Here is a 17,687-nt window from a genome sequence, read left to right as displayed (position 1 = left end):
CGCCTGCCCCCTGAAAGGACCGACATGACCCTGATGAACTCTTGGGTGGAAAGCGCCAACAGCGCTGATACCGATTTCCCCCTCAACAACCTGCCTTATGGCGTTTTCACGACCAATCGGCTGGAAGCGCGCTGTGGCGTGGCGATTGGCGATCAGATCCTCGACATGGCCGCTTTGGAGGAAGAGGGGCTGATTACCCTCGCCGAAGAGCCGGTGTTCGATGTGCCCTATTGGAACGATGTGATGGACCTTGGCCCTGCGGCATGGGCGTCGTTGCGTGCGCGGCTGGTGGAGCTGCTCAGCGCCGATGCCCCGGATCAGGCCGCCGTCGCACCGCATCTGGTGCCGATGGACGAAGCGCGGCTGCACATGCCCATGATGGTCTCGGAATATACGGATTTCTACGCCGGCAAGCATCACGCGACCAATGTCGGCACGATGTTTCGCGGGGCCGAGAATGCCCTGCCGCCGAACTGGCTGCACATTCCAATTGGCTATAATGGCCGCGCCTCCACCGTGGTCGTCTCAGGCACCGAGATCACGCGGCCCAATGGCCAGTTGAAAGCTCCCGACGCCGAGATGCCCCATTTCGGTCCCTGCCAGAAACTCGACATTGAGTTGGAGATGGGCGCGATCGTCGGCACCTCGACCGAGATGGGCCAGCCCATCACCATCGACCAAGCAGACGAGATGATCTTTGGCTACGTCCTGCTCAACGATTGGTCGGCGCGGGACATTCAGGCTTGGGAATACCAACCCCTCGGCCCGTTTCAGGCGAAAGCCTTCGCCACCTCGATCTCTCCTTGGATCGTGACCCGCGACGCGCTTGAGCCGTTCCGCACCTCGACACCTGAGAGGGAGAAAGACCTTTTGCCCTACCTGCGCGAGAGTAAACCCGGCCTTTATGACATCGACCTGTCGGTGCTGATCCAGCCCGAAGGCGGCGAGGCCGAGGAGATTGCGCGGACGAACTACCGCGAGATGTACTATTCCGCCGCGCAGCAGTTGACCCATCACGCCTCTTCAGGCTGCGCGATGAACGCGGGCGATCTGCTCGGGTCCGGCACCATCTCCGGCCCCGAAAAATCACAACGCGGGTCGCTGCTGGAACTGTCATGGGGCAGCAAGGAGCCGATCCCCCTCGCAGACGGCAGCCGCCGCAGCTTTGTCGAAGACGGCGACACGCTAACCCTTACCGGCCACGCGCAGGGCGACGGCTTCCGCGTGGGTTTCGGCAGTTGCACCGGCAAAATTCGCCCGGCAATCGACTTTTCCTGAACACATGAACGCGCCCTGCGGCATCGCAGGCAAACCAAGACAGAAGGACATCACATGGCCAAGCAATTCGCATCCCAAGGCGACATGACCGAAAAGGAAATCTCCTTCACCGAGGTGGGCGAGGGACTTTACGCCTTCACCGCCGAGGGCGATCCAAACTCTGGCGTCATCATCGGCGACGACAGCGTGATGATAATCGAAGCGCAGGCCACCCCGCGTCTGGCGAATAAGGTCATCGAATGCGTTCGCTCCGTCACCGACAAACCGATCAGCCATGTGGTGCTGACCCACTACCACGCGGTGCGCGTGTTGGGGGCCTCGGCCTTTGGCGCGCAGCAAATCATCATGTCCGAGAAAGCACGTGCCATGGTCGCCGAGCGCGGCCAAGAAGATTGGGACAGCGAATTTGAACGCTTCCCCCGCCTGTTTGAAGGCCATGAAAGCATCCCCGGCCTGACCTATCCCACCACCACCTTTAACGGCCGCATGAGCGTTTACCTCGGCAAGCGTCGGGTCGACATTATGCAACTGGGCCGCGCCCATACGGCGGGGGATGCGGTGATCTATGTGCCCGATCAGAACGTCATGTTCACCGGTGACATCGTCGAATACCACTCCGCCTGCTACTGCGGCGACGGGCATTTCCACGACTGGCCCGGCACGCTGGAGCGCATCCGCGCCTTTGACCTTGATGCCATTGCACCCGGTCGCGGCGACGCGCTGATTGGCCGCGAGATGGTCAACGCGGCGATCGACAGCACTGCAGACTTCGTGCGCTCAACCTACCGTCCGGCGGCCCGCGTGGCCCTGCGCGGCGGCACCTTGAAAGAGGCATGGGACGCCGTGCGCGCCGAATGCGACCCCAAGTTCGGGGACTATGCGATCTATGAGCACTGCCTGCCCTTCAACGTCGCCCGCGCCTATGACGAGGCGCTCGACATCGACACGCCGCGCATCTGGACGGCGGCCCGCGACAAGGAAATGTGGGAGGCGCTGGCGGACTGATGTCCCTGCCTGCGCTTCTTCCTGCCCTGATCGTCCTGGCGCTGGCACTCTGGTTCTATCTGGTCTTCACGCTAGTGATGGAGCACCGCCGCCACGCGGCACGCCGCAGCGGGCAGCCCTACGCCGGGCTGCGCGATGCGTCGCAGGTTTGGACAAAGATGCTGCGCGCGCCCGAGTACCGCGGTGCGCGCCGAAGGGTGGCGTTGGTGACACTGGCCTTGCTGGCCCTGCTGCTCTTGCGCGCCTTTCTCTGAGGATACCACCATGGCCTATGCCTATACTCCCTTCCCCTACAGCCCCCCGCCCGGTCTGACCGCACCCGAGGCACGGCACCCAGTGGTGATCGTCGGCGCCGGCCCCATCGGGCTGTCTATGGCGGTGGATCTGGCGTTGAAGGGCGTGAAATCCGTGGTACTGGACGATAACAACGTCGTCTCGCTCGGCTCACGCGCGATCTGCTGGGCCAAACGGACGTTGGAGATTTTTGACCGATTGGGCATCGGTGAGCGAATGCTGGAAAAAGGCGTGACATGGAAAGTGGGCCGCCAGTTTCACGGGGAACAGGAGGTCTATAACTTCGATCTGCTGCCCGAGCCGGGGCATAAATACCCGGCCTTCGTGAACCTCCAGCAATACTATGTCGAAGAGTACCTTGTTGAACGCGCACAAGATTTCCCCGACCTGATCGACCTGCGGTTTCTCAACAAGGTGACCGATCACAAGGGCCATACCGACCATGTTGAGTTGACGGTCGAGACGCCGGATGGCCCCTACCGGCTTGAGACCGACTGGTACATCGCCTGCGATGGCGCGGGGTCCGCCACCCGCAAACGCATGAACCTGCCTTTCGAGGGCCAAACCTTCGACGAACATTTCCTGATCGCAGACGTAGAGATGGAAACCTCCCCCTTCGGCGACCATGACACGCCCGAGCGTTGGTTCTGGTTCGCCCCGCCCTTCCACAACGGCCAATCCGCGTTGCTGCACAAACAGCCTGACAATATCTACCGCATCGACCTGCAACTGGGGCCAGAAACCGACCCGAAGGCCGAGGCGACCGAAGAAAAGGTTGTACCGCGCTTGAACCAAATGCTGGGCGATGCGCCGTTCCGGCTGGATTGGATGAGCGTCTATAAGTTCCGCTGCGCGCGGCTGGAGAGGTTCGTGCATGATCGCGTCGTCTTTGTCGGCGACAGCGCCCATGTGGTCAGCCCCTTCGGGGCGCGGGGCGGCAATGGCGGGGTGCAGGACGTCGACAACCTTGGCTGGAAACTGGCGGCTGTGGTGCAGGGCGAAGCGCCGCCAAGCCTGATCGACACCTATGACAGCGAACGCGGCCATGGCGCGGATGAGAACATGCGCAACTCCGCCCGCGCGACCAATTTCATGACGCCGAAATCCGCCATCGAGACCCTGTTTCGCAATGAGGTGCTAACCCTTGCCGCGCGTCATCCTTTCGCCCGCAAACTGATTAACTCAGGCCGCCTGTCACAACCCTGCACGCTGGCCCATAGCCCGCTGCAAACCGAAGGCGACGCGCCCCTGCGCCCCGGCAGCGCACTGATCGACGCGCCGCTGACGGGGCCTGCGGGGGATAGCTGGCTGCTGGGCGCGGTTCAGGGTCAGTTCACCCTCCTCGCCGTGGGCGAGATCACCGCCCCCGACCTCCCAGGCCTTGCCCGGATCGGTATCGATCAATCGCAGGAGGCCTACCCCTGTTTTCAAGGCAAGGACGGCCACGCGCAGCGGCGCTATGGCAGCGGGTTCCTTTATCTGCTGCGCCCCGATGGCCATGTCTGCGCCGTCTTCGACCAGCCCGACAGCGCCGCGATTGCCCGCGCCTTTGACCGTGCGAAAGGAGCCACCGCATGATCCTTGAAGACAACCTCGGCGCCGAGGGCGACAGCGTCTATGCCGCCCTCATGGCCGCGCACGAAGGGCTGAGCGAGGCCGAAAGCCACGCCCTCAACGCCCGATTGGTTCTGATGCTGGCCAATGAACTCGGCGACACGACGCGGCTTGCGGCGCTTTTCAAAGCTGCGCGCGATCTAGCCTAACCCGCCAGCCTCACCGCGCTTTTCCTCCATGCCTGCGCTTGCCGGGCCGTTTTCCTGCGCTAGCTTGCTGCTCAACTTCCCGCGGCAGGCTTGACGCAACGCGCCTGATCGGCAGACTAAACACCCCGCGCCCACCTCAAGAGGCGTTGAAAGCAGGTCAACTGCATCACCTGCCCCACCGTGAAAAGTGGGGATTCGCGATGGCCCGGCCAGCGCACCAACAGAGAGGAAAATCATGGAATTTTTGACACGCACCGGAAAACCGCTGCCGCAATCCGTGCTGACATCAGCCGAGAACGCCAAGAAAGACCCCGTCAGCAGACGCGAGTTTCTGGCGATTGCGAGTGCGTTCGGGGCCACGTCCGCCACAGCTTACGGGATGCTGGGCATGGCCGCGCCCGCGCGTGCGGCGGCCCATGCCAACCTCAAGGAAGGCGGCACCGTGCGGATGCAGATGGAGGTGCGTGCCCTGAAAGACCCGCGCACCTATGACTGGTCGCAAATCGCCAACTTCAGCCGCGGCTGGCTGGAATACCTCGCCATCTGGGAGAATGACGGCACCTTCACCCCCGGCCTGCTGGAAAGCTGGGAGATCAACGACGATGCCACCGAATACACGCTGAACGTCCGCAAGGGCGTGGCATGGAACGACGGCACCGCCTTCACCGCGCAGGACGTGGCGCGCAACATCGAAGGCTGGTGCGACAAATCGCTCGAAGGCAACTCCATGGCGGGCCGTTTCGCCACGCTGGTGGACGAAGAAGCCGGCAAGGCCATCGAGGGCGCGATCGAGGTGGTCGACGATCACACCGTTAAGCTGAAGCTGCCCAAATCCGACATCACGCTGATCCCCGGCATGGCCGACTACCCGGCCGCGATCACACCCGAAGGGTTCGACCCCGACACCATGTTGGACAACCCCAAGGGTACCGGCCCCTACCTGCCGGAATCGCTGGAAGTCGGCGTGAAAAGCGTTCTAGTGAAGAACCCAGACCACACATGGTGGGGCACTGAAATCTTCGGCGGGCCCTACATCGACCGTCTGGAATACATCGACTACGGCACCGACCCTTCCGCATGGATCGCCGCCGCCGAGGCCGAAGAGGTCGACGCCTTCTACTCCATGGAAGGCGAATACATCGACGTGATGAGCACGCTCGACGGTTGGATCGAGAACGAGATTGCCACCGCGGCGACCATCGTGATCCGCCCTAACCAATTGGCCGAAATCGACGGCATTAAGCCTTACGAGGACAAGCGCGTGCGCAACGCGCTGCAACTGGCGGTCGACAATGCCGTGCTGCTGGAACTGGGCTATGCCGGGCGCGGGATTGTGGCCGAAAACCACCATGTCGGCCCGATGCACCCCGAATATGCAGAGATTGAACCGCCCAAGACCGACCCCGAAGCCGCCCGCGCGCTGATGGAAGAGGCCGGAATGGCGGATTACGAGCATGAGCTCTTCTCGATCGACGATGCGTGGCGCAAGGACACGACCGATGCCGTGGCCGCACAGCTGCGCGACGCGGGTATCAAGGTCAAACGCACCATCCTGCCCGGCTCCACGTTCTGGAACGACTGGGTGAAATATCCCTTCTCCTCCACCAACTGGAACGCGCGGCCTCTGGGCGTGCAAATCTGGGCGCTGGCCTACCGCTCAGGCGAGGCGTGGAACGAGTTTGGCTATGCCAACCCTGAGTTCGACGCCCTGCTATCTGAGGCGCTGGCCACAGCCGATGTCGACGCGCGCCGCGAGATCATGGCGAAGGGTGAGAAGATGCTGCAAGACGATGGCGTCACGATCCAGCCTTACTGGCGCTCGCTCTACAACCACACCCGCGAAGGGTTGGTGGGTGCCGCGCACCACATCGGGTTTGAATACCACCCGGCGCGGATGGCCTGGGCAGAAGAGTGATCTGCCACTAGGTAGAAACGCGAAAGGGCCGCAGCGATGCGGCCCTTTTTCTTTGCGCGGCGGCGCAGTTACCCGCCAATCAACTCTTTCGCCATCATCATATGCACGCCCTTCTCGCGGTTCACCGTCTGGGTGATGCGCAGATCACCGGCCAGCGAACAGAGCACATAGGCGTCTTCACGGCTGATCCCCGCGCGCTCAGACACCAATGCGATCATGTCCCGCAAGGCCATCTCAGCGCAGCGGTCAAGGTCGGGGGCCATGCCCATGGTTATAACGTGGGTCGGCGTCTCGGCCTGCGGATAGCTGAGTGTGCGGTCCTTCAACACGGTCAGACGAAAGCGCCCCTGTAGCGCCGTTTCAATCGCCGTGACACAGACTTCGCCATCGCCCTGCGAGCCATGCCCATCCCCGCAGGAAAACAGCGCCCCTTCGTTGAAGATGGGTAGGTAAAGCGTGCTGCCCGCCACCAGTTCCTTGTTATCCAGATTGCCCCCATGTTTGCGCGGCTCAATGGTGGCGATCCGGCCCCATTCCGGCGGCGGTGCCACGGCCATGACGCCAAAGAACGGCGCCAAGGGCAGTTCCAGCCCCCAAGGCAGGCGGGCGATGCCCCGCTCTGCGTCGAGCGGGATGTTGCTGTGATAGGTCTCGGTGAAATCCTGCGGCAGCGTGCCCGCCAAGGGGCGGATGAAGTTATACCCCCAGTCCTGCCGCAGCGCGACGCCGAGGATTTCGACCTTCAGCACATCCCCGGGCATCGCGCCTTCGACGGCCACCGGGCCCGTCAGGATATGGCCCGGCATCGGCGGCGGGCCTGCCTTGTGGATGTCGTAGAGTTCGGGCGGAACGTGAAAGCCCTCAGGCGGCAGGCAGTTGGGCGCGCCCGAGACGGTCTCGATCACCACCTCCTCGCCGCTTTGGATGGTCAGCGCGGGCGGGCGGCTGGCCTCGAAATAGCCCCAATGGCAGGTCTCGGGTGAAGACTGCAGCGTGACGGTCATGACTGCGCCCCCCGGTTGGCCAAGATGCCTTCGATCAGCTCTTGCACCCGCAGTGCTTCCTCTGGTGTGGCCAGTCGGCTCGGGCCGCCGTGCATCAGAAGCGCCATGTCGTCAAGCTGCGCTTTGAGGCTGGTGGCGCGGGTGTCGGTGGGGCTGCTGTTGGTCGGCGCGAATGCCTCTCCGGTCGAGACGGTGTCGATGGAGAATTCCGAGATGCGGCGGCTGGCTTTCGCACCTTTCACCGTTACCTCCTGCCGGTCCGGCTGCGCGCCGCCGATACTGCCGAGGATCGAAACCGGCAAGCCCTCTGCATTGACCAGCCGCGCCGCCACATGGGTCTCGCAGAGCTTGTCGTCAGGGTATTCCGCATGGGCCCATTGCAGGGTCAACGGCCCCAATACCCGCTCGCTCAGGAAGAGGAAATGCGAGATCACCTCGCGGGTCATTCCCCCCTCAGCGGCAAAGCGCAGCCAATCCGCATCCACCTGCCATGCGCGGGGCCACGCCGGATAGGTCACGATGATGTCGATACCACAGAGATCCCCTAGCGCACCCTCTTTGATCGACCGCGTCAGATCGGTCAGCGCCGCCCCTGCTGCTTGGGTGAAATTCACCGCCGCCGGGACGCCTGCAGCCTGCAACTCGGCCACCAACGCACGACTTTCCGCGATGTCCACGCCAAGCGGTTTTTCGAGGAAGATCGCCTTGCCCGCTGCCGCGGCCTCAAGCGCATAGGCTTTGCGCGGCACCGGGGGGCAGGCGAGGTAGACCAGATCGACATCGGCCATCGCCTCGGACGCCGTGGCAGACACTGTCGCACTCGGCGCGACCTCTTGCGCGGCGGCGCAGGCCGCGGGGTCGGGATCCCACATGGTGGTGACCGTGAAGTCGGGGTGCAGCACCATGTTCTCGGCCATGCGCCGCCCCATGATCCCCAATCCGATTACCGCAGTCCTGATCGTCATCTCTGTCTCCCTCGATATGCCGCGCGATAAGACGCTGCAATCAGGGGAACTTCAACTGCTTGCGGGGCGATAGCCTCAGCCGAGGTCGGCGCGGACCAGTGGTTTAATCACACGGGCCAGCTCTTCGGGGGCGGATTGGCTTTTGAACACATCCGCGATGGTAAAGACGCAGGTGAACGACCCTTCGAAACACAGCGCCCCGTTCTGCCGCGCCTTCATGCCGAAGGTGATGGATTTGTTGCCGAGCCGCGTCGGATAGGTTTCGCACATCAGCTTGTGCCGTGGCGTGACCGGGCTGCGGAAATCCATGGAAAGGTTCACGAAAGGCGTGCCGATGTTGCGGTCGATCTGCAGTTGGAACCAACCATCGCCATCGAAATGCGCCTCCCACCACGCGTTGATCGCATCCAACGCGAAATAGGGCAGCCGCGCCGTATAGGCGATCTGCGCCGGGTCACAATCACCCCAAGTGACGTTGATCTCGTGAACGAAGTTTTCCGTGGTCATAAGGCTGCTTTCAACTGCTCAAGCCCGCTGGGGCGTTGCGCCAGTTCTACCCCTTCCAGCCCTGCGTGCAACCCACGGGCTTGCTCCGATGAAGCAACGCCCATGCGGCCGCAAAATGCTGAATTCATTTTGTAAACAAGGAGGAGGATGGTGGCGTTACCTGGATTTGAACCAGGGACCTAACGATTATGAGTCGTTCGCTCTAACCAACTGAGCTATAACGCCGTGGCGCGTCGGATAAGGCAGCTTCGCATTGGGGTCAAGGGCGAAAACCGGATCATTCCGTTTTTGCCCAAGAAAAGTGCCGCCCCGTCTTAATGCGCCGGAGCCGACACCACGTCGAGCAGAGTGCGTCCGCCGTCAATAGTCATGATCTCGCCGGTCATAAAACCTGAACTCTCCGCCGCAAGGAACTGCACCGCTTCGCAAAGCTCATTCGGGCCTGCGATCCGGCCAAGCGGCGTATGGGCGCGGATGTTATCGCGCCAGTCACGGTTTTCCGCGACAGCCGCGCGCAGAGAGGCGCTCATTACCGATCCAAAAGAGATCGCGTTCACGCGTATCCGATGCGGTGCCAAAACCAGCGCAAGTGAACGGGTCATCTGCTGCACCGCTGCCGAAGCGATGGAATAGCCCATCATATCCGGCTGGTGCTGCCGCGCAGCGATGGAGCTGAGATTGATAATGGACCCCACCTGTCCCTCGGTCTGACCTTCGGCCTGTTTCATCATGCGCCGCGCCACCTGTTGCGACAATTGCAGCGCCGTCATCAGGTTTTGCTGCAGCAGCGTTTCCACCGAACTGTCATCGATATCCAGCGGATCGGTGGGCATCACCTGCCGCGAGGCATTCACAAGGATATCCACTTCATCAAAGGCATCGATGGTGGCAGAGACGAGGTTGGCAATGGTCAAACGCTGACGCAGATCACCGGCAAAGACCCGGATGTTGCCCTCATCAGGGGTATCGCCCAACTCTTCCATGAGCTTTTTCTCATTCGAGTCGGCGCACATTACATTGGCGCCCCGGTCGGCCAGATGCCGGGCAATGGCAAGGCCGATGCCGTCTGCCGCGCCGGTGATGATGGCTGTTTTACCAGAGATCGAGAAAGACATCGGGATACCCCCTAAAGGCTTAGCGGCGGCGGGTCAGCGGGCGCGTGGCATGGAACAGTTTGAACCGCGCATCGCCCCCCAGTTCCGCCACCTGCGCAAAGCGTTTTTTCAGTTCCGCCTCATAGGGAAGATGCCGGTTTGCAACCATCCATAGGTCGCCCTGCACCGATAGCATCCTTGCGGCGGCAGCGACGAATGCTTGCCCGATCTGCGGCTCTGCCGCGCGGCCTGTGTGGAACGGCGGGTTCATCACCACGCTATCCATCCGGTGTGGCGGTTCCCAATGGGTCGCGTCCTCCCAGTGAAACACTGCCCGGCTGTCCGTCACGTTGTGGCGCGCGCATTCCAGCGCCAGATGCCCGGCCTCGACCAAATGCACGGTCTTCACCTTGGGCCGCGTCAGGATATGCGCCGAGAGGAAGCCCCAGCCCGCACCCAAATCGGCCACCTCGGCCCCAAGGTTGTCAGGAAGCACATCGACCAGCAGCGCCGAGGCCAGATCAACCCCATCCGCCGAGAAAACCCCCGGCGCGGTCCAAAAACCGCCTTCGGTCTGAGCTGGACCCGCTTCCCAATCGGTAAAGAAATCGCTTGAGCCTGCGTCGATCCAGTAAAGCTTTCCATGCGCCTTCGAGATCGGACCTTGCACTGTCACACGCGCGCGCATTTCGCGCAGGATCGAATCTGCGCCATCGGTCTTTTGCCCATCGACCACCACCGGCCCATCGCTCACCGCGCAGGCTTGGGCGATTAGCGCACGCGCTTCGTGTTTGGCACGTGGCAGGCAGACGATGGCGGCGGCAAAGCGCCCCTCGACCGAATGCGCAGCGTCATAGCCGCGTGCGGTCCATGCATCATATGCCGGTTTGAAATCGTGAATGATCTTGCAACGGTCCACTGGCAAATCGGCCAAGTCAGCGTCAACAGAGGGCTGAAATACAGCGATTTCGCCTGTTTCGGGCAGGTCCAGCCCACCGCCGTTCAGGGCCAGTTCCAGTCGCGGATCAATCACGTGTTATTCTTCTTTTTCCATAGTACATTGTAGGGGATGTTGATGACGCCGGGCGAAATCCATCACCTGCGCGACCTTGGTCTCGGCGATCTCGTGGCTAAAGACACCGACCACGGCCAGCCCTTTCTTATGCACGGTCAGCATGATCTCAAACGCCTGCGCGTGGTTCAGGCCAAAGAACCGCTCAAGCACCAGAACGACGAACTCCATCGGGGTGAAATCATCATTCAGCAACATCACTTTATAAAGCGGCGGGCGTTTGGTCTTGGGACGGGTCTTGGTCAACAACTCGGTGTCGTCACCGTCTTTCGGGCCATTCGCCATCAACTGCCAGCCCGGCGCGGGCCGGTCTGTTGCTTGGGTCGTCCAATCTGCTTTCACGTCGTCACGGTGCATTGCTGCTCCTGCGGCTGGGGGTAGAGCTTGTTCGTCGTGCAGCCGTCTATATAACCCCTGAACCAATTTAGGAAAGAGGCAGCACATATGGGCGGGGCACTCACCACCATCGGTTTCGATGCGGATGACACATTGTGGCATAATGAGCGCTACTTTGCACTCTCCCATGACCGTTTTGCAGCCCTTTTGGCAGAACATAGTGAACGCGACCATCTGATGACCCGCCTTCTTGAGGCCGAGCGGCGCAACCTGCCGCACTACGGTTACGGGATCAAAGGCTTCACCCTATCGATGATCGAGACCGCGATCGAGGTGACAGAGGGCAAGGTGCCCGCCGAAGTGATTAACGATTTGCTTGCCGCCGGGCGCGAGATGCTGGCCCATCCGATCGAACTGCTGCCTCACGTGGAAGAGGTGCTGCAAAGTCTTCAAGGCCGATACCGGCTGATCGTGGTGACCAAAGGCGATCTACTGGACCAAGAACGCAAGCTTGCGCAATCCGGTCTGCGGGACCTGTTCGACGCGGTCGAAATCGTCTCCCACAAAACCGAAGCCGCATATCGCCGCATTTTTAAGCACCATGGCGAAGGCGCCGCGCAGGGGCTGATGGTCGGCAACTCACTGGCTTCTGACGTGCGTCCAATGCTCGATGCGGGCGGCTGGGGTGTCTATGTGCCACATGATCTGACATGGGCGATGGAACATGCCGAACCGCCAACCAATTCCCCGCGTTTTGCCGAAATTGAAGATTTATCGGGCCTTTCGGAGACATTGGATCGGATCAGATCTGGGTGATTCATTAGGGCGTAAAAGGGCGATTCTAGGTCACAGTGATCGCCGCCAACTTGCTGCCCAAATTGAGCCTTATTCTCGCCTTAATGCCGCTTATAGTGGGTGATCGTGCACCAGCCTCTACATATTGGAGGGGAGATCCGCCCTTTTTCCGCCTGTCCTATAGATTCGACGGCTTCCGCGAAGCGCCGTCCTGTGCTAACTTTAAACCAATTAATAAATGGTCAGTCGAAAATCGACGGCTTGAGGCAGTAAAAGGCAGGCAAAAATGAAGGCTCGGCGCATTCAGCCGGCCCGTTACGGGCTATTTCTATTCGCAGCAATCTGGGTTCTGGTGATTTTACCGCTCAGCGCGATCGCCGCCCCCTACGCCGCTTATGTCATTGATGCCCGCACCGGCAAAGAAATCCACGCAGAGAACGCCGACACCCGGTTGCACCCTGCCTCCCTGACCAAAATGATGACCCTCTACATCGCTTTTCAGGCGGTAGAGCGGGGGGAACTTTCCCTCGACACCCAAGTCACGATTTCTCAAAATGCCGCCTCGGAGCCGCCCAGTAAACTGGGCATGCGTCCCGGCCAAAAGATCGCCCTACGCTACCTAATTCGCGCCGCCGCCGTAAAATCTGCCAACGATGCTGCCACCGCAATTGGCGAGGCCATCGAAGGCTCTGAGGCTGCTTTTGCCCGCCGCATGAACCGCACCGCCAAACAGCTTGGCATGACACGGACCACATTCAAAAACATGCACGGGCTGACAGAAAACGGCCACCTCTCCACCGCGCGTGACATGACGGCCATGGGCCGTCATTTGCTTTATGATTACCCGCAGTACTACAACCTGTTCTCGCGCATCACTGCCGATGCAGGCGTGCGCAAGGTTTCCCACACCAACCGCCGGTTTCTGGGGTCTTACAAAGGGGCCGACGGGATCAAAACAGGCTATACCCGTGCGGCGGGCTTCAATCTGACCGCCTCGGCTGAGCGAGGCAATGAACGGATCATCGTCACCGTTTTCGGCGGCAAATCCACCGCATCGCGAAACGCCAAAGTGGCCGAACTGATGGACCTCGGCTTCCGCCGAGCGCCATCTTCCGCGCCCCTCAGTAAGCCAGTGCCGCCCGTCTACGCTGATGTCGAATATGCGCCCGCCGCCCCCGGTGCCGCAGGCAAGACGATCCGCCTTGTGGGGGCAGTTACAGCCTCCAAGCGCCCGCAGCTTCGCCCCCGCAGTGAGGTGGTCGTCGTGGCGACCGCAACCGCGCCTGAGGCAACGAGCGTGGTTTCCAACAGCGATATCACCGCAGCTTTACGTGAAGCCGTGCAAACTGCGCCCGCCGCACCAGCTGCCACACCGGAAAGTAAAGACGCCGAAGTCGTCATAGCGTCAGCCCAAGCCTCAGCCCGGCCCGAGCCGCGCCCAAAGGATGTAACGTTGGCCGTGCAGCAAGCGGTTGAGCAGGAAATTGTGACCCGTGTCTCTACCTCCGGCGGCCGCCATTGGGGAGTGAACGTTGGCCGTTTCCCCAGTCGCTATGCTGCCGAAAAAGTGCTGCTAAAGACCGCGCTAGCCGAGATGTCGACGCTCGATGGCACTCTGCGCAAAGTGGTACAGCGCCCGCAGGGTTTCGATGCCAACTTCCTCGGCATGTCCCGCGAAAGCGCCGATCTGGCCTGCCGCCGTCTCGCTGCCCGTAATGTCAGTTGCTTCATGATCGGGCCAAGCGAGGGTTGAGGCGGAGCACACCGCCGCCCTCAAGTGCCCCAACCCATCTTCATTCTTTCAAAAATACCCGCGGGGGAATCGCGCCGATGGCGCGATGGGGGCAGCGCCCCCGCTACCCCTCCCCCATCAGCGACACCTGCTTATCCTGCGGCCTGCAACAAAGTCCGGGTGTATTCGGTCTGCGGGTTGTCATAGAGCGCATCGACATCGCCATATTCCACCACATCGCCGCGCTTCATCACCATCACCTTATGTGACATGGCACGCACGACCTTGAGGTCGTGGCTGATGAAGAGATAGGCCAGCCCATATTTCACCTGCAGACGCCGCAACAGATCGACGATCTGCACCTGTACCGTCATGTCCAGCGCCGAAGTGGGCTCGTCCAGCACCAGCAGCTTGGGCCGCAGCACCATCGCGCGGGCAATCGCAATCCGCTGGCGCTGCCCACCTGAAAATTCATGCGGGTAGCGGTCCATCGTCAAGGGGTCGAGACCAACCTCCTGCATAACTTCCGCCACCACCTCCCGTCGGTCGCGGCCCTTATCCACCTTATGAATCGCCAGCCCTTCCGAGATGATCTGAAAACAGGTCATACGCGGGCTGAGTGAGCCAAAGGGATCTTGGAACACGATCTGCATATCCGCGCGTAGCTTCCGCAGTTGCCGGGTGGACCATTTACGCACATCCTCGCCGCGAAAGGTCACCTCCCCTTCCGAACCGATGAGCCGCATGATCGCCAGCGCCAGCGTGGTCTTTCCAGACCCGCTTTCGCCGACAATGCCCAGCGTCTCGCCCGCGCGAACTGAAAAGCTGGTGTCATTGACGGCCTGTACATGCCCCACGGTGCGGCGCAGCAGCCCCTTCTGGATCGGGAACCAGACCTTGAGGTTGTCGGTGCGCAGCACCTCGGGCGCATCCTCAGCTACAGGCTCAGGAGAGCCCGTCGGCTCGGCACTCAGCAGTTTGCGAGTATAAGGGTGCTGCGGGTTATCAAAAATCTCAGCCGTGGGGCCCTCCTCGACCACCACGCCCTTTTGCATCACAAACACGCGGTCGGCGATGCGCCGCACGATGCCAAGGTCATGGGTGATGAACAAAAGCCCCATACCCATCTGATCCTTAAGGTCTTTCAAAAGATCAAGGATCTGCGCCTGAATGGTCACATCCAGCGCCGTTGTTGGCTCATCTGCGATCAGGATGTCAGGCTTGTTGGCCAGCGCCATGGCGATCATCACGCGCTGCCGTTGCCCGCCTGAGAGTTGGTGAGGATAGGCCCCCATGCGGCTTTCCGCGTCGTTGATCCCGACCTGTTCCAGCAAGCTTAGCACCCGCGCACGGGCTTCTGCGCCTTGGAGACCTTGGTGCAGCGCCAGTGATTCCGCCAATTGCTTTTCGATTGTGTGCAGCGGATTGAGCGAGGTCATCGGTTCTTGGAAAATAAAGGAGATGTCGTTGCCGCGCACCTTGCGCAGCAGCGTATCATCCGCGCCGATCATCTGCTGCCCGTCATAGGTGACCGACCCACTGACCCGCGCGCTATCGCCCAAGAGCGACACGGTAGAGAGCGCCGAGACAGACTTGCCCGAACCGCTTTCGCCCACCAGCGCCACAGTCTCACCGCGGTTCACGGCAAAGCTCACCCCGCGCACGGCGGGAACCAGTTGACCGTCCTGCCGGAAGGAGACTTGCAGGTCTTTGACGTCCAATAGCGCGGTCACGAAAAGGTCTTTCTGGGGTCGAATGCGTCGCGGATACCTTCAAAGATGAAGACCAGCAGCGACAGCATGATGGCAAAGGTAAAGAAGGCCGAAAAGGCCAACCAAGGCGCTTGCAGGTTCTGCTTGGCCTGTAGCGTCAACTCGCCCAGCGACGGGGCCGAGGACGGCAGGCCAAAGCCAAGGAAGTCGAGCGTCGCCAGCGTGGAGATCGTGCCGGTGATGATGAAGGGCAGCATCGTGAGCGTCGCCACCATCGCATTGGGCAGCATGTGGCGCAGCATGATCGTGCCGTTGCTCACGCCAAGCGCACGGGCGGCGCGGACGTATTCAAGGTTGCGCGCCCGCAGGAACTCGGCCCGCACCACGCCCACCAGAGCGGTCCATGAGAAGAGCACCAGCAGGATCACCAAAAGCCAGAAACTTCGGCCCAGTATCGCGAACATGATGATGATGACGTAGAGCGACGGGGTCGAAGACCAGATTTCAATGATGCGCTGGAAGATCAGATCGAGCCAACCGCCGAAGAAGCCCTGCACCGCGCCCGCGAGGATGCCGATGATTGAAGCCGCCCCTGTGACAATCAGCGTGAAGACCACCGACAATCGGAAACCATGGATCACCCGCGCCATGACATCGCGTTTGGTGCCGTCCGTACCCAGCCAGTTCTGCCCATTGGGCGGCAGCGGGGCAGCGCCAGGGCGGTCGACGGCGGTGTTGAAGGAATAGGGAATGACCGGCCAGAGCGCCCAGCCCTTGTCGATCGCTTCGCCCTCAACTTCGCCATCTTCCGCATCGAGGATATAGCCCTCGGGATCGTCGAAACAAGCATCCAACCCACCGGTGGTAATCAGGCAGCGCACCTCTGGGTCGCGATAGGCAGCCTCGGTCTGGAAGTCGCCGCCAAAGGCGGTCTCTGGGTAGAAGTTAAAGATCGGCGTGTAATACTCGCCGCGATAGCTCACCAAGATCGGCTTGTCGTTGGCCACAAATTCAGCAAACAGCGAAATGCCGAAAAGGATCGCGAAAATCCACAGCGACCAATAGGCTCGCCGGTTCGCAGTGAAATTGCGCCAGCGGCGCTGGTTCAGGGGGGACAGCGCCATCAGCCTTCCCTCTTCTCAAAGTCGATGCGCGGATCGACGAGCACATACATCATGTCAGACAGGATGCCGACGACGAGGCCGATGAGACCAAAGATGAACAGCGTGCCAAAGACGATCGGATAGTCCCGAGCCACGGCGGCTTCAAAGCCCAAGCGCCCCAAGCCGTCGAGGCTAAAGATCGTCTCAATAATGATCGAACCACCGAAGAAGACCGAGATGAATACCGCCGGGAAACTGGCGATCACAATCAGCATCGCGTTGCGGAAGACATGGCCATAGAGAACTTTGTTCTCCGACAGTCCCTTGGCGCGGGCGGTGATGACATATTGTTTTTTGATCTCATCCAGAAAGCTGTTCTTGGTCAGCAGCGTCAGCGTGGCGAAGGCCGAGATGGTCGAGGCCAGCACCGGCAGGGTGATGTGCCAGAAGTAATCGGCCACCTTGCCCAAGGGGCTGAGGCTATCGAAATTGTCCGAGGTCAGGCCGCGTAGGGGGAATACCTGCCAATAAGACCCGCCAGCAAAAAGCACCAAGAGCAGGATCGCGAACAGAAACCCGGGGATCGCATAGGCGGCGATGATCGCGCCCGAAGTCCATGTGTCAAAGCGGCTGCCGTCGCGCACGGCTTTGCGGATGCCGAGCGGGATTGAGATCAAGTGTGCAATGAGCGTCGACCACAGCCCCAGCGTGATCGACACGGGCAGCTTTTCCTTGATCAGATCAATCACCCCAATGGAGCGGAAATAACTCTCGCCAAAATCCAGCCGCACGTAGTTCCACAGCATGTGCAAGAACCGCTCGACGGGCGGTTTGTCGAAGCCGAATTCCTTCTCCAATTCCTCGATCAACTCAGGCGGTAGCCCGCGGGCGCCGACATAGGTGCTGTCAGACCCGCGCGCCATAGTATCAACCCCAGCGTCATTGTTGCCCCCGGCAAAGCCGCCAAATACATCGCCGCCGCCCTGAATACGGGCGATGGCCTGCTCTACCGGGCCACCGGGGACGAATTGCACCAAGGCAAAGTTAACCAACATGATCCCAAGCAACGTCGGAATCACCAGCAACAGCCGTCTGAGAATATATGCACCCAT

Annotated in this window: 17 protein-coding genes and 1 tRNA gene; 8 read left to right on the top strand and 10 right to left on the bottom strand. The window is 61.1% G+C overall.

Annotated features, from left to right (window positions below; translation table 11 throughout):
* Positions 1-24 precede the first annotated feature (24 nt).
* From fahA to ACSQ16_RS04075, 6 genes are all read left to right on the top strand, one after another.
* Complete coding sequence (gene fahA, locus ACSQ16_RS04100) at positions 25-1,278, top strand: fumarylacetoacetase (protein ID WP_243261575.1); 1,254 nt, start codon at positions 25-27, stop codon at positions 1,276-1,278.
* A gap of 54 nt (positions 1,279-1,332) precedes the next feature.
* Complete coding sequence (locus tag ACSQ16_RS04095; protein WP_243261576.1) at positions 1,333-2,283, top strand: MBL fold metallo-hydrolase; 951 nt, start codon at positions 1,333-1,335, stop codon at positions 2,281-2,283.
* Positions 2,283-2,537: a hypothetical protein gene (locus ACSQ16_RS04090; protein WP_243261577.1), complete on the top strand. Its 255-nt coding sequence runs from the start codon at positions 2,283-2,285 to the stop codon at positions 2,535-2,537. The genes ACSQ16_RS04095 and ACSQ16_RS04090 overlap by 1 nt, the downstream gene beginning before the upstream one ends.
* A 10-nt stretch (positions 2,538-2,547) precedes the next feature.
* The gene (locus ACSQ16_RS04085; RefSeq protein WP_243261578.1) at positions 2,548-4,155 is read left to right on the top strand and encodes an FAD-dependent oxidoreductase; all 1,608 of its coding nucleotides are present in this window, start codon (positions 2,548-2,550) and stop codon (positions 4,153-4,155) included.
* Positions 4,152-4,340: a DUF2783 domain-containing protein gene (locus tag ACSQ16_RS04080; RefSeq protein ID WP_243261579.1), complete on the top strand. Its 189-nt coding sequence runs from the start codon at positions 4,152-4,154 to the stop codon at positions 4,338-4,340. The genes ACSQ16_RS04085 and ACSQ16_RS04080 overlap by 4 nt, the downstream gene beginning before the upstream one ends.
* Positions 4,341-4,575: 235 nt before the next feature.
* Entirely contained in the window at positions 4,576-6,255 is a 1,680-nt protein-coding gene (locus ACSQ16_RS04075; protein WP_243261580.1) for an ABC transporter substrate-binding protein, read from the top strand.
* Positions 6,256-6,323: 68 nt separating this feature from the next.
* Here the strand turns inward: ACSQ16_RS04075 and ACSQ16_RS04070 are convergent, their stop codons facing one another.
* The 7 genes from ACSQ16_RS04070 to clpS all read right to left on the bottom strand — a co-directional run bounded on the left by ACSQ16_RS04070 (position 6,324) and on the right by clpS (position 11,182).
* On the bottom strand, positions 6,324-7,259 hold the full coding sequence (locus tag ACSQ16_RS04070) for an acetamidase/formamidase family protein (protein ID WP_243261581.1): 936 nt from the start codon (positions 7,257-7,259) through the stop codon (positions 6,324-6,326).
* Positions 7,256-8,224: a Gfo/Idh/MocA family protein gene (locus tag ACSQ16_RS04065; protein ID WP_243261582.1), complete on the bottom strand. Its 969-nt coding sequence runs from the start codon at positions 8,222-8,224 to the stop codon at positions 7,256-7,258. The genes ACSQ16_RS04070 and ACSQ16_RS04065 overlap by 4 nt, the downstream gene beginning before the upstream one ends.
* 75 nt (positions 8,225-8,299) lie before the next feature.
* On the bottom strand, positions 8,300-8,731 hold the full coding sequence (locus tag ACSQ16_RS04060; protein ID WP_243261583.1) for an acyl-CoA thioesterase: 432 nt from the start codon (positions 8,729-8,731) through the stop codon (positions 8,300-8,302).
* A 148-nt stretch (positions 8,732-8,879) separates the two neighbouring features.
* Positions 8,880-8,956: transfer RNA gene (locus ACSQ16_RS04055), tRNA-Met, on the bottom strand.
* A gap of 89 nt (positions 8,957-9,045) precedes the next feature.
* Positions 9,046-9,846 (bottom strand): SDR family NAD(P)-dependent oxidoreductase, encoded by an 801-nt coding sequence (locus ACSQ16_RS04050; RefSeq protein WP_093927326.1) that lies wholly within the window; start codon positions 9,844-9,846, stop codon positions 9,046-9,048.
* Positions 9,847-9,865: 19 nt separating this feature from the next.
* Entirely contained in the window at positions 9,866-10,858 is a 993-nt protein-coding gene (locus ACSQ16_RS04045; protein ID WP_243261584.1) for a class I SAM-dependent methyltransferase, read from the bottom strand.
* Positions 10,859-10,861: 3 nt separating this feature from the next.
* The gene (clpS, locus tag ACSQ16_RS04040) at positions 10,862-11,182 is read right to left on the bottom strand and encodes an ATP-dependent Clp protease adapter ClpS (RefSeq protein ID WP_243263227.1); all 321 of its coding nucleotides are present in this window, start codon (positions 11,180-11,182) and stop codon (positions 10,862-10,864) included.
* 159 nt (positions 11,183-11,341) lie between these two features.
* On the opposite strand from clpS, the gene ACSQ16_RS04035 reads away from it, so the two are divergent.
* Both ACSQ16_RS04035 and ACSQ16_RS04030 read left to right on the top strand, forming a co-directional pair.
* Positions 11,342-12,049, top strand: coding sequence for an HAD family hydrolase (locus ACSQ16_RS04035; protein WP_243261585.1), 708 nt, complete (start codon positions 11,342-11,344; stop codon positions 12,047-12,049).
* Positions 12,050-12,314: 265 nt separating this feature from the next.
* Complete coding sequence (locus ACSQ16_RS04030; protein WP_435988595.1) at positions 12,315-13,781, top strand: D-alanyl-D-alanine carboxypeptidase family protein; 1,467 nt, start codon at positions 12,315-12,317, stop codon at positions 13,779-13,781.
* Between the two features lie 131 nt (positions 13,782-13,912).
* Here the strand turns inward: ACSQ16_RS04030 and ACSQ16_RS04025 are convergent, their stop codons facing one another.
* From ACSQ16_RS04025 to ACSQ16_RS04015, 3 genes are read right to left on the bottom strand one after another with little or no spacing between them, the layout of a single operon-like run.
* Positions 13,913-15,493 carry an ABC transporter ATP-binding protein gene (locus ACSQ16_RS04025; protein WP_243261587.1) on the bottom strand — a complete coding sequence of 527 codons (1,581 nt, stop codon included), beginning with the start codon at positions 15,491-15,493 and terminating at the stop codon, positions 13,913-13,915.
* Positions 15,490-16,596 (bottom strand): ABC transporter permease, encoded by a 1,107-nt coding sequence (locus ACSQ16_RS04020; protein WP_243261588.1) that lies wholly within the window; start codon positions 16,594-16,596, stop codon positions 15,490-15,492. The genes ACSQ16_RS04025 and ACSQ16_RS04020 overlap by 4 nt, the downstream gene beginning before the upstream one ends.
* A complete protein-coding gene (locus ACSQ16_RS04015) occupies positions 16,596-17,687 on the bottom strand; it encodes a microcin C ABC transporter permease YejB (protein ID WP_243261589.1) in 1,092 nt (363 codons plus the stop codon). Before ACSQ16_RS04015 ends, ACSQ16_RS04020 begins: the two co-directional genes overlap by 1 nt.

Origin of the sequence: Sulfitobacter sp. SH24 (genome assembly GCF_965641895.1) — a bacterium.
GTDB classification, from domain to species: Bacteria; Pseudomonadota; Alphaproteobacteria; order Rhodobacterales; family Rhodobacteraceae; genus Sulfitobacter; species Sulfitobacter dubius.
The sequence above is the reverse complement of the archived record's forward strand: the minus strand, read 5'-3'. Positions and strand labels throughout refer to the sequence as shown.

What these genes read in the sequence shown, in the direction of transcription:
- fahA (WP_243261575.1), top strand. Translation starts at nt 25, where the DNA reads ATGACCCTGATGAACTCTTGGGTGGAAAGCGCCAACAGCGCTGATACC.
- ACSQ16_RS04095 (WP_243261576.1), top strand. Translation starts at nt 1,333, where the DNA reads ATGGCCAAGCAATTCGCATCCCAAGGCGACATGACCGAAAAGGAAATC.
- ACSQ16_RS04090 (WP_243261577.1), top strand. Translation starts at nt 2,283, where the DNA reads ATGTCCCTGCCTGCGCTTCTTCCTGCCCTGATCGTCCTGGCGCTGGCA.
- ACSQ16_RS04085 (WP_243261578.1), top strand. Translation starts at nt 2,548, where the DNA reads ATGGCCTATGCCTATACTCCCTTCCCCTACAGCCCCCCGCCCGGTCTG.
- ACSQ16_RS04080 (WP_243261579.1), top strand. Translation starts at nt 4,152, where the DNA reads ATGATCCTTGAAGACAACCTCGGCGCCGAGGGCGACAGCGTCTATGCC.
- ACSQ16_RS04075 (WP_243261580.1), top strand. Translation starts at nt 4,576, where the DNA reads ATGGAATTTTTGACACGCACCGGAAAACCGCTGCCGCAATCCGTGCTG.
- ACSQ16_RS04070 (WP_243261581.1), bottom strand. Translation starts at nt 7,259, where the DNA reads ATGACCGTCACGCTGCAGTCTTCACCCGAGACCTGCCATTGGGGCTAT.
- ACSQ16_RS04065 (WP_243261582.1), bottom strand. Translation starts at nt 8,224, where the DNA reads ATGACGATCAGGACTGCGGTAATCGGATTGGGGATCATGGGGCGGCGC.
- ACSQ16_RS04060 (WP_243261583.1), bottom strand. Translation starts at nt 8,731, where the DNA reads ATGACCACGGAAAACTTCGTTCACGAGATCAACGTCACTTGGGGTGAT.
- ACSQ16_RS04050 (WP_093927326.1), bottom strand. Translation starts at nt 9,846, where the DNA reads ATGTCTTTCTCGATCTCTGGTAAAACAGCCATCATCACCGGCGCGGCA.
- clpS (WP_243263227.1), bottom strand. Translation starts at nt 11,182, where the DNA reads ATGGCGAATGGCCCGAAAGACGGTGACGACACCGAGTTGTTGACCAAG.
- ACSQ16_RS04035 (WP_243261585.1), top strand. Translation starts at nt 11,342, where the DNA reads ATGGGCGGGGCACTCACCACCATCGGTTTCGATGCGGATGACACATTG.
- ACSQ16_RS04030 (WP_435988595.1), top strand. Translation starts at nt 12,315, where the DNA reads ATGAAGGCTCGGCGCATTCAGCCGGCCCGTTACGGGCTATTTCTATTC.
- ACSQ16_RS04020 (WP_243261588.1), bottom strand. Translation starts at nt 16,596, where the DNA reads ATGGCGCTGTCCCCCCTGAACCAGCGCCGCTGGCGCAATTTCACTGCG.
- ACSQ16_RS04015 (WP_243261589.1), bottom strand. Translation starts at nt 17,687, where the DNA reads ATGGGTGCATATATTCTCAGACGGCTGTTGCTGGTGATTCCGACGTTG.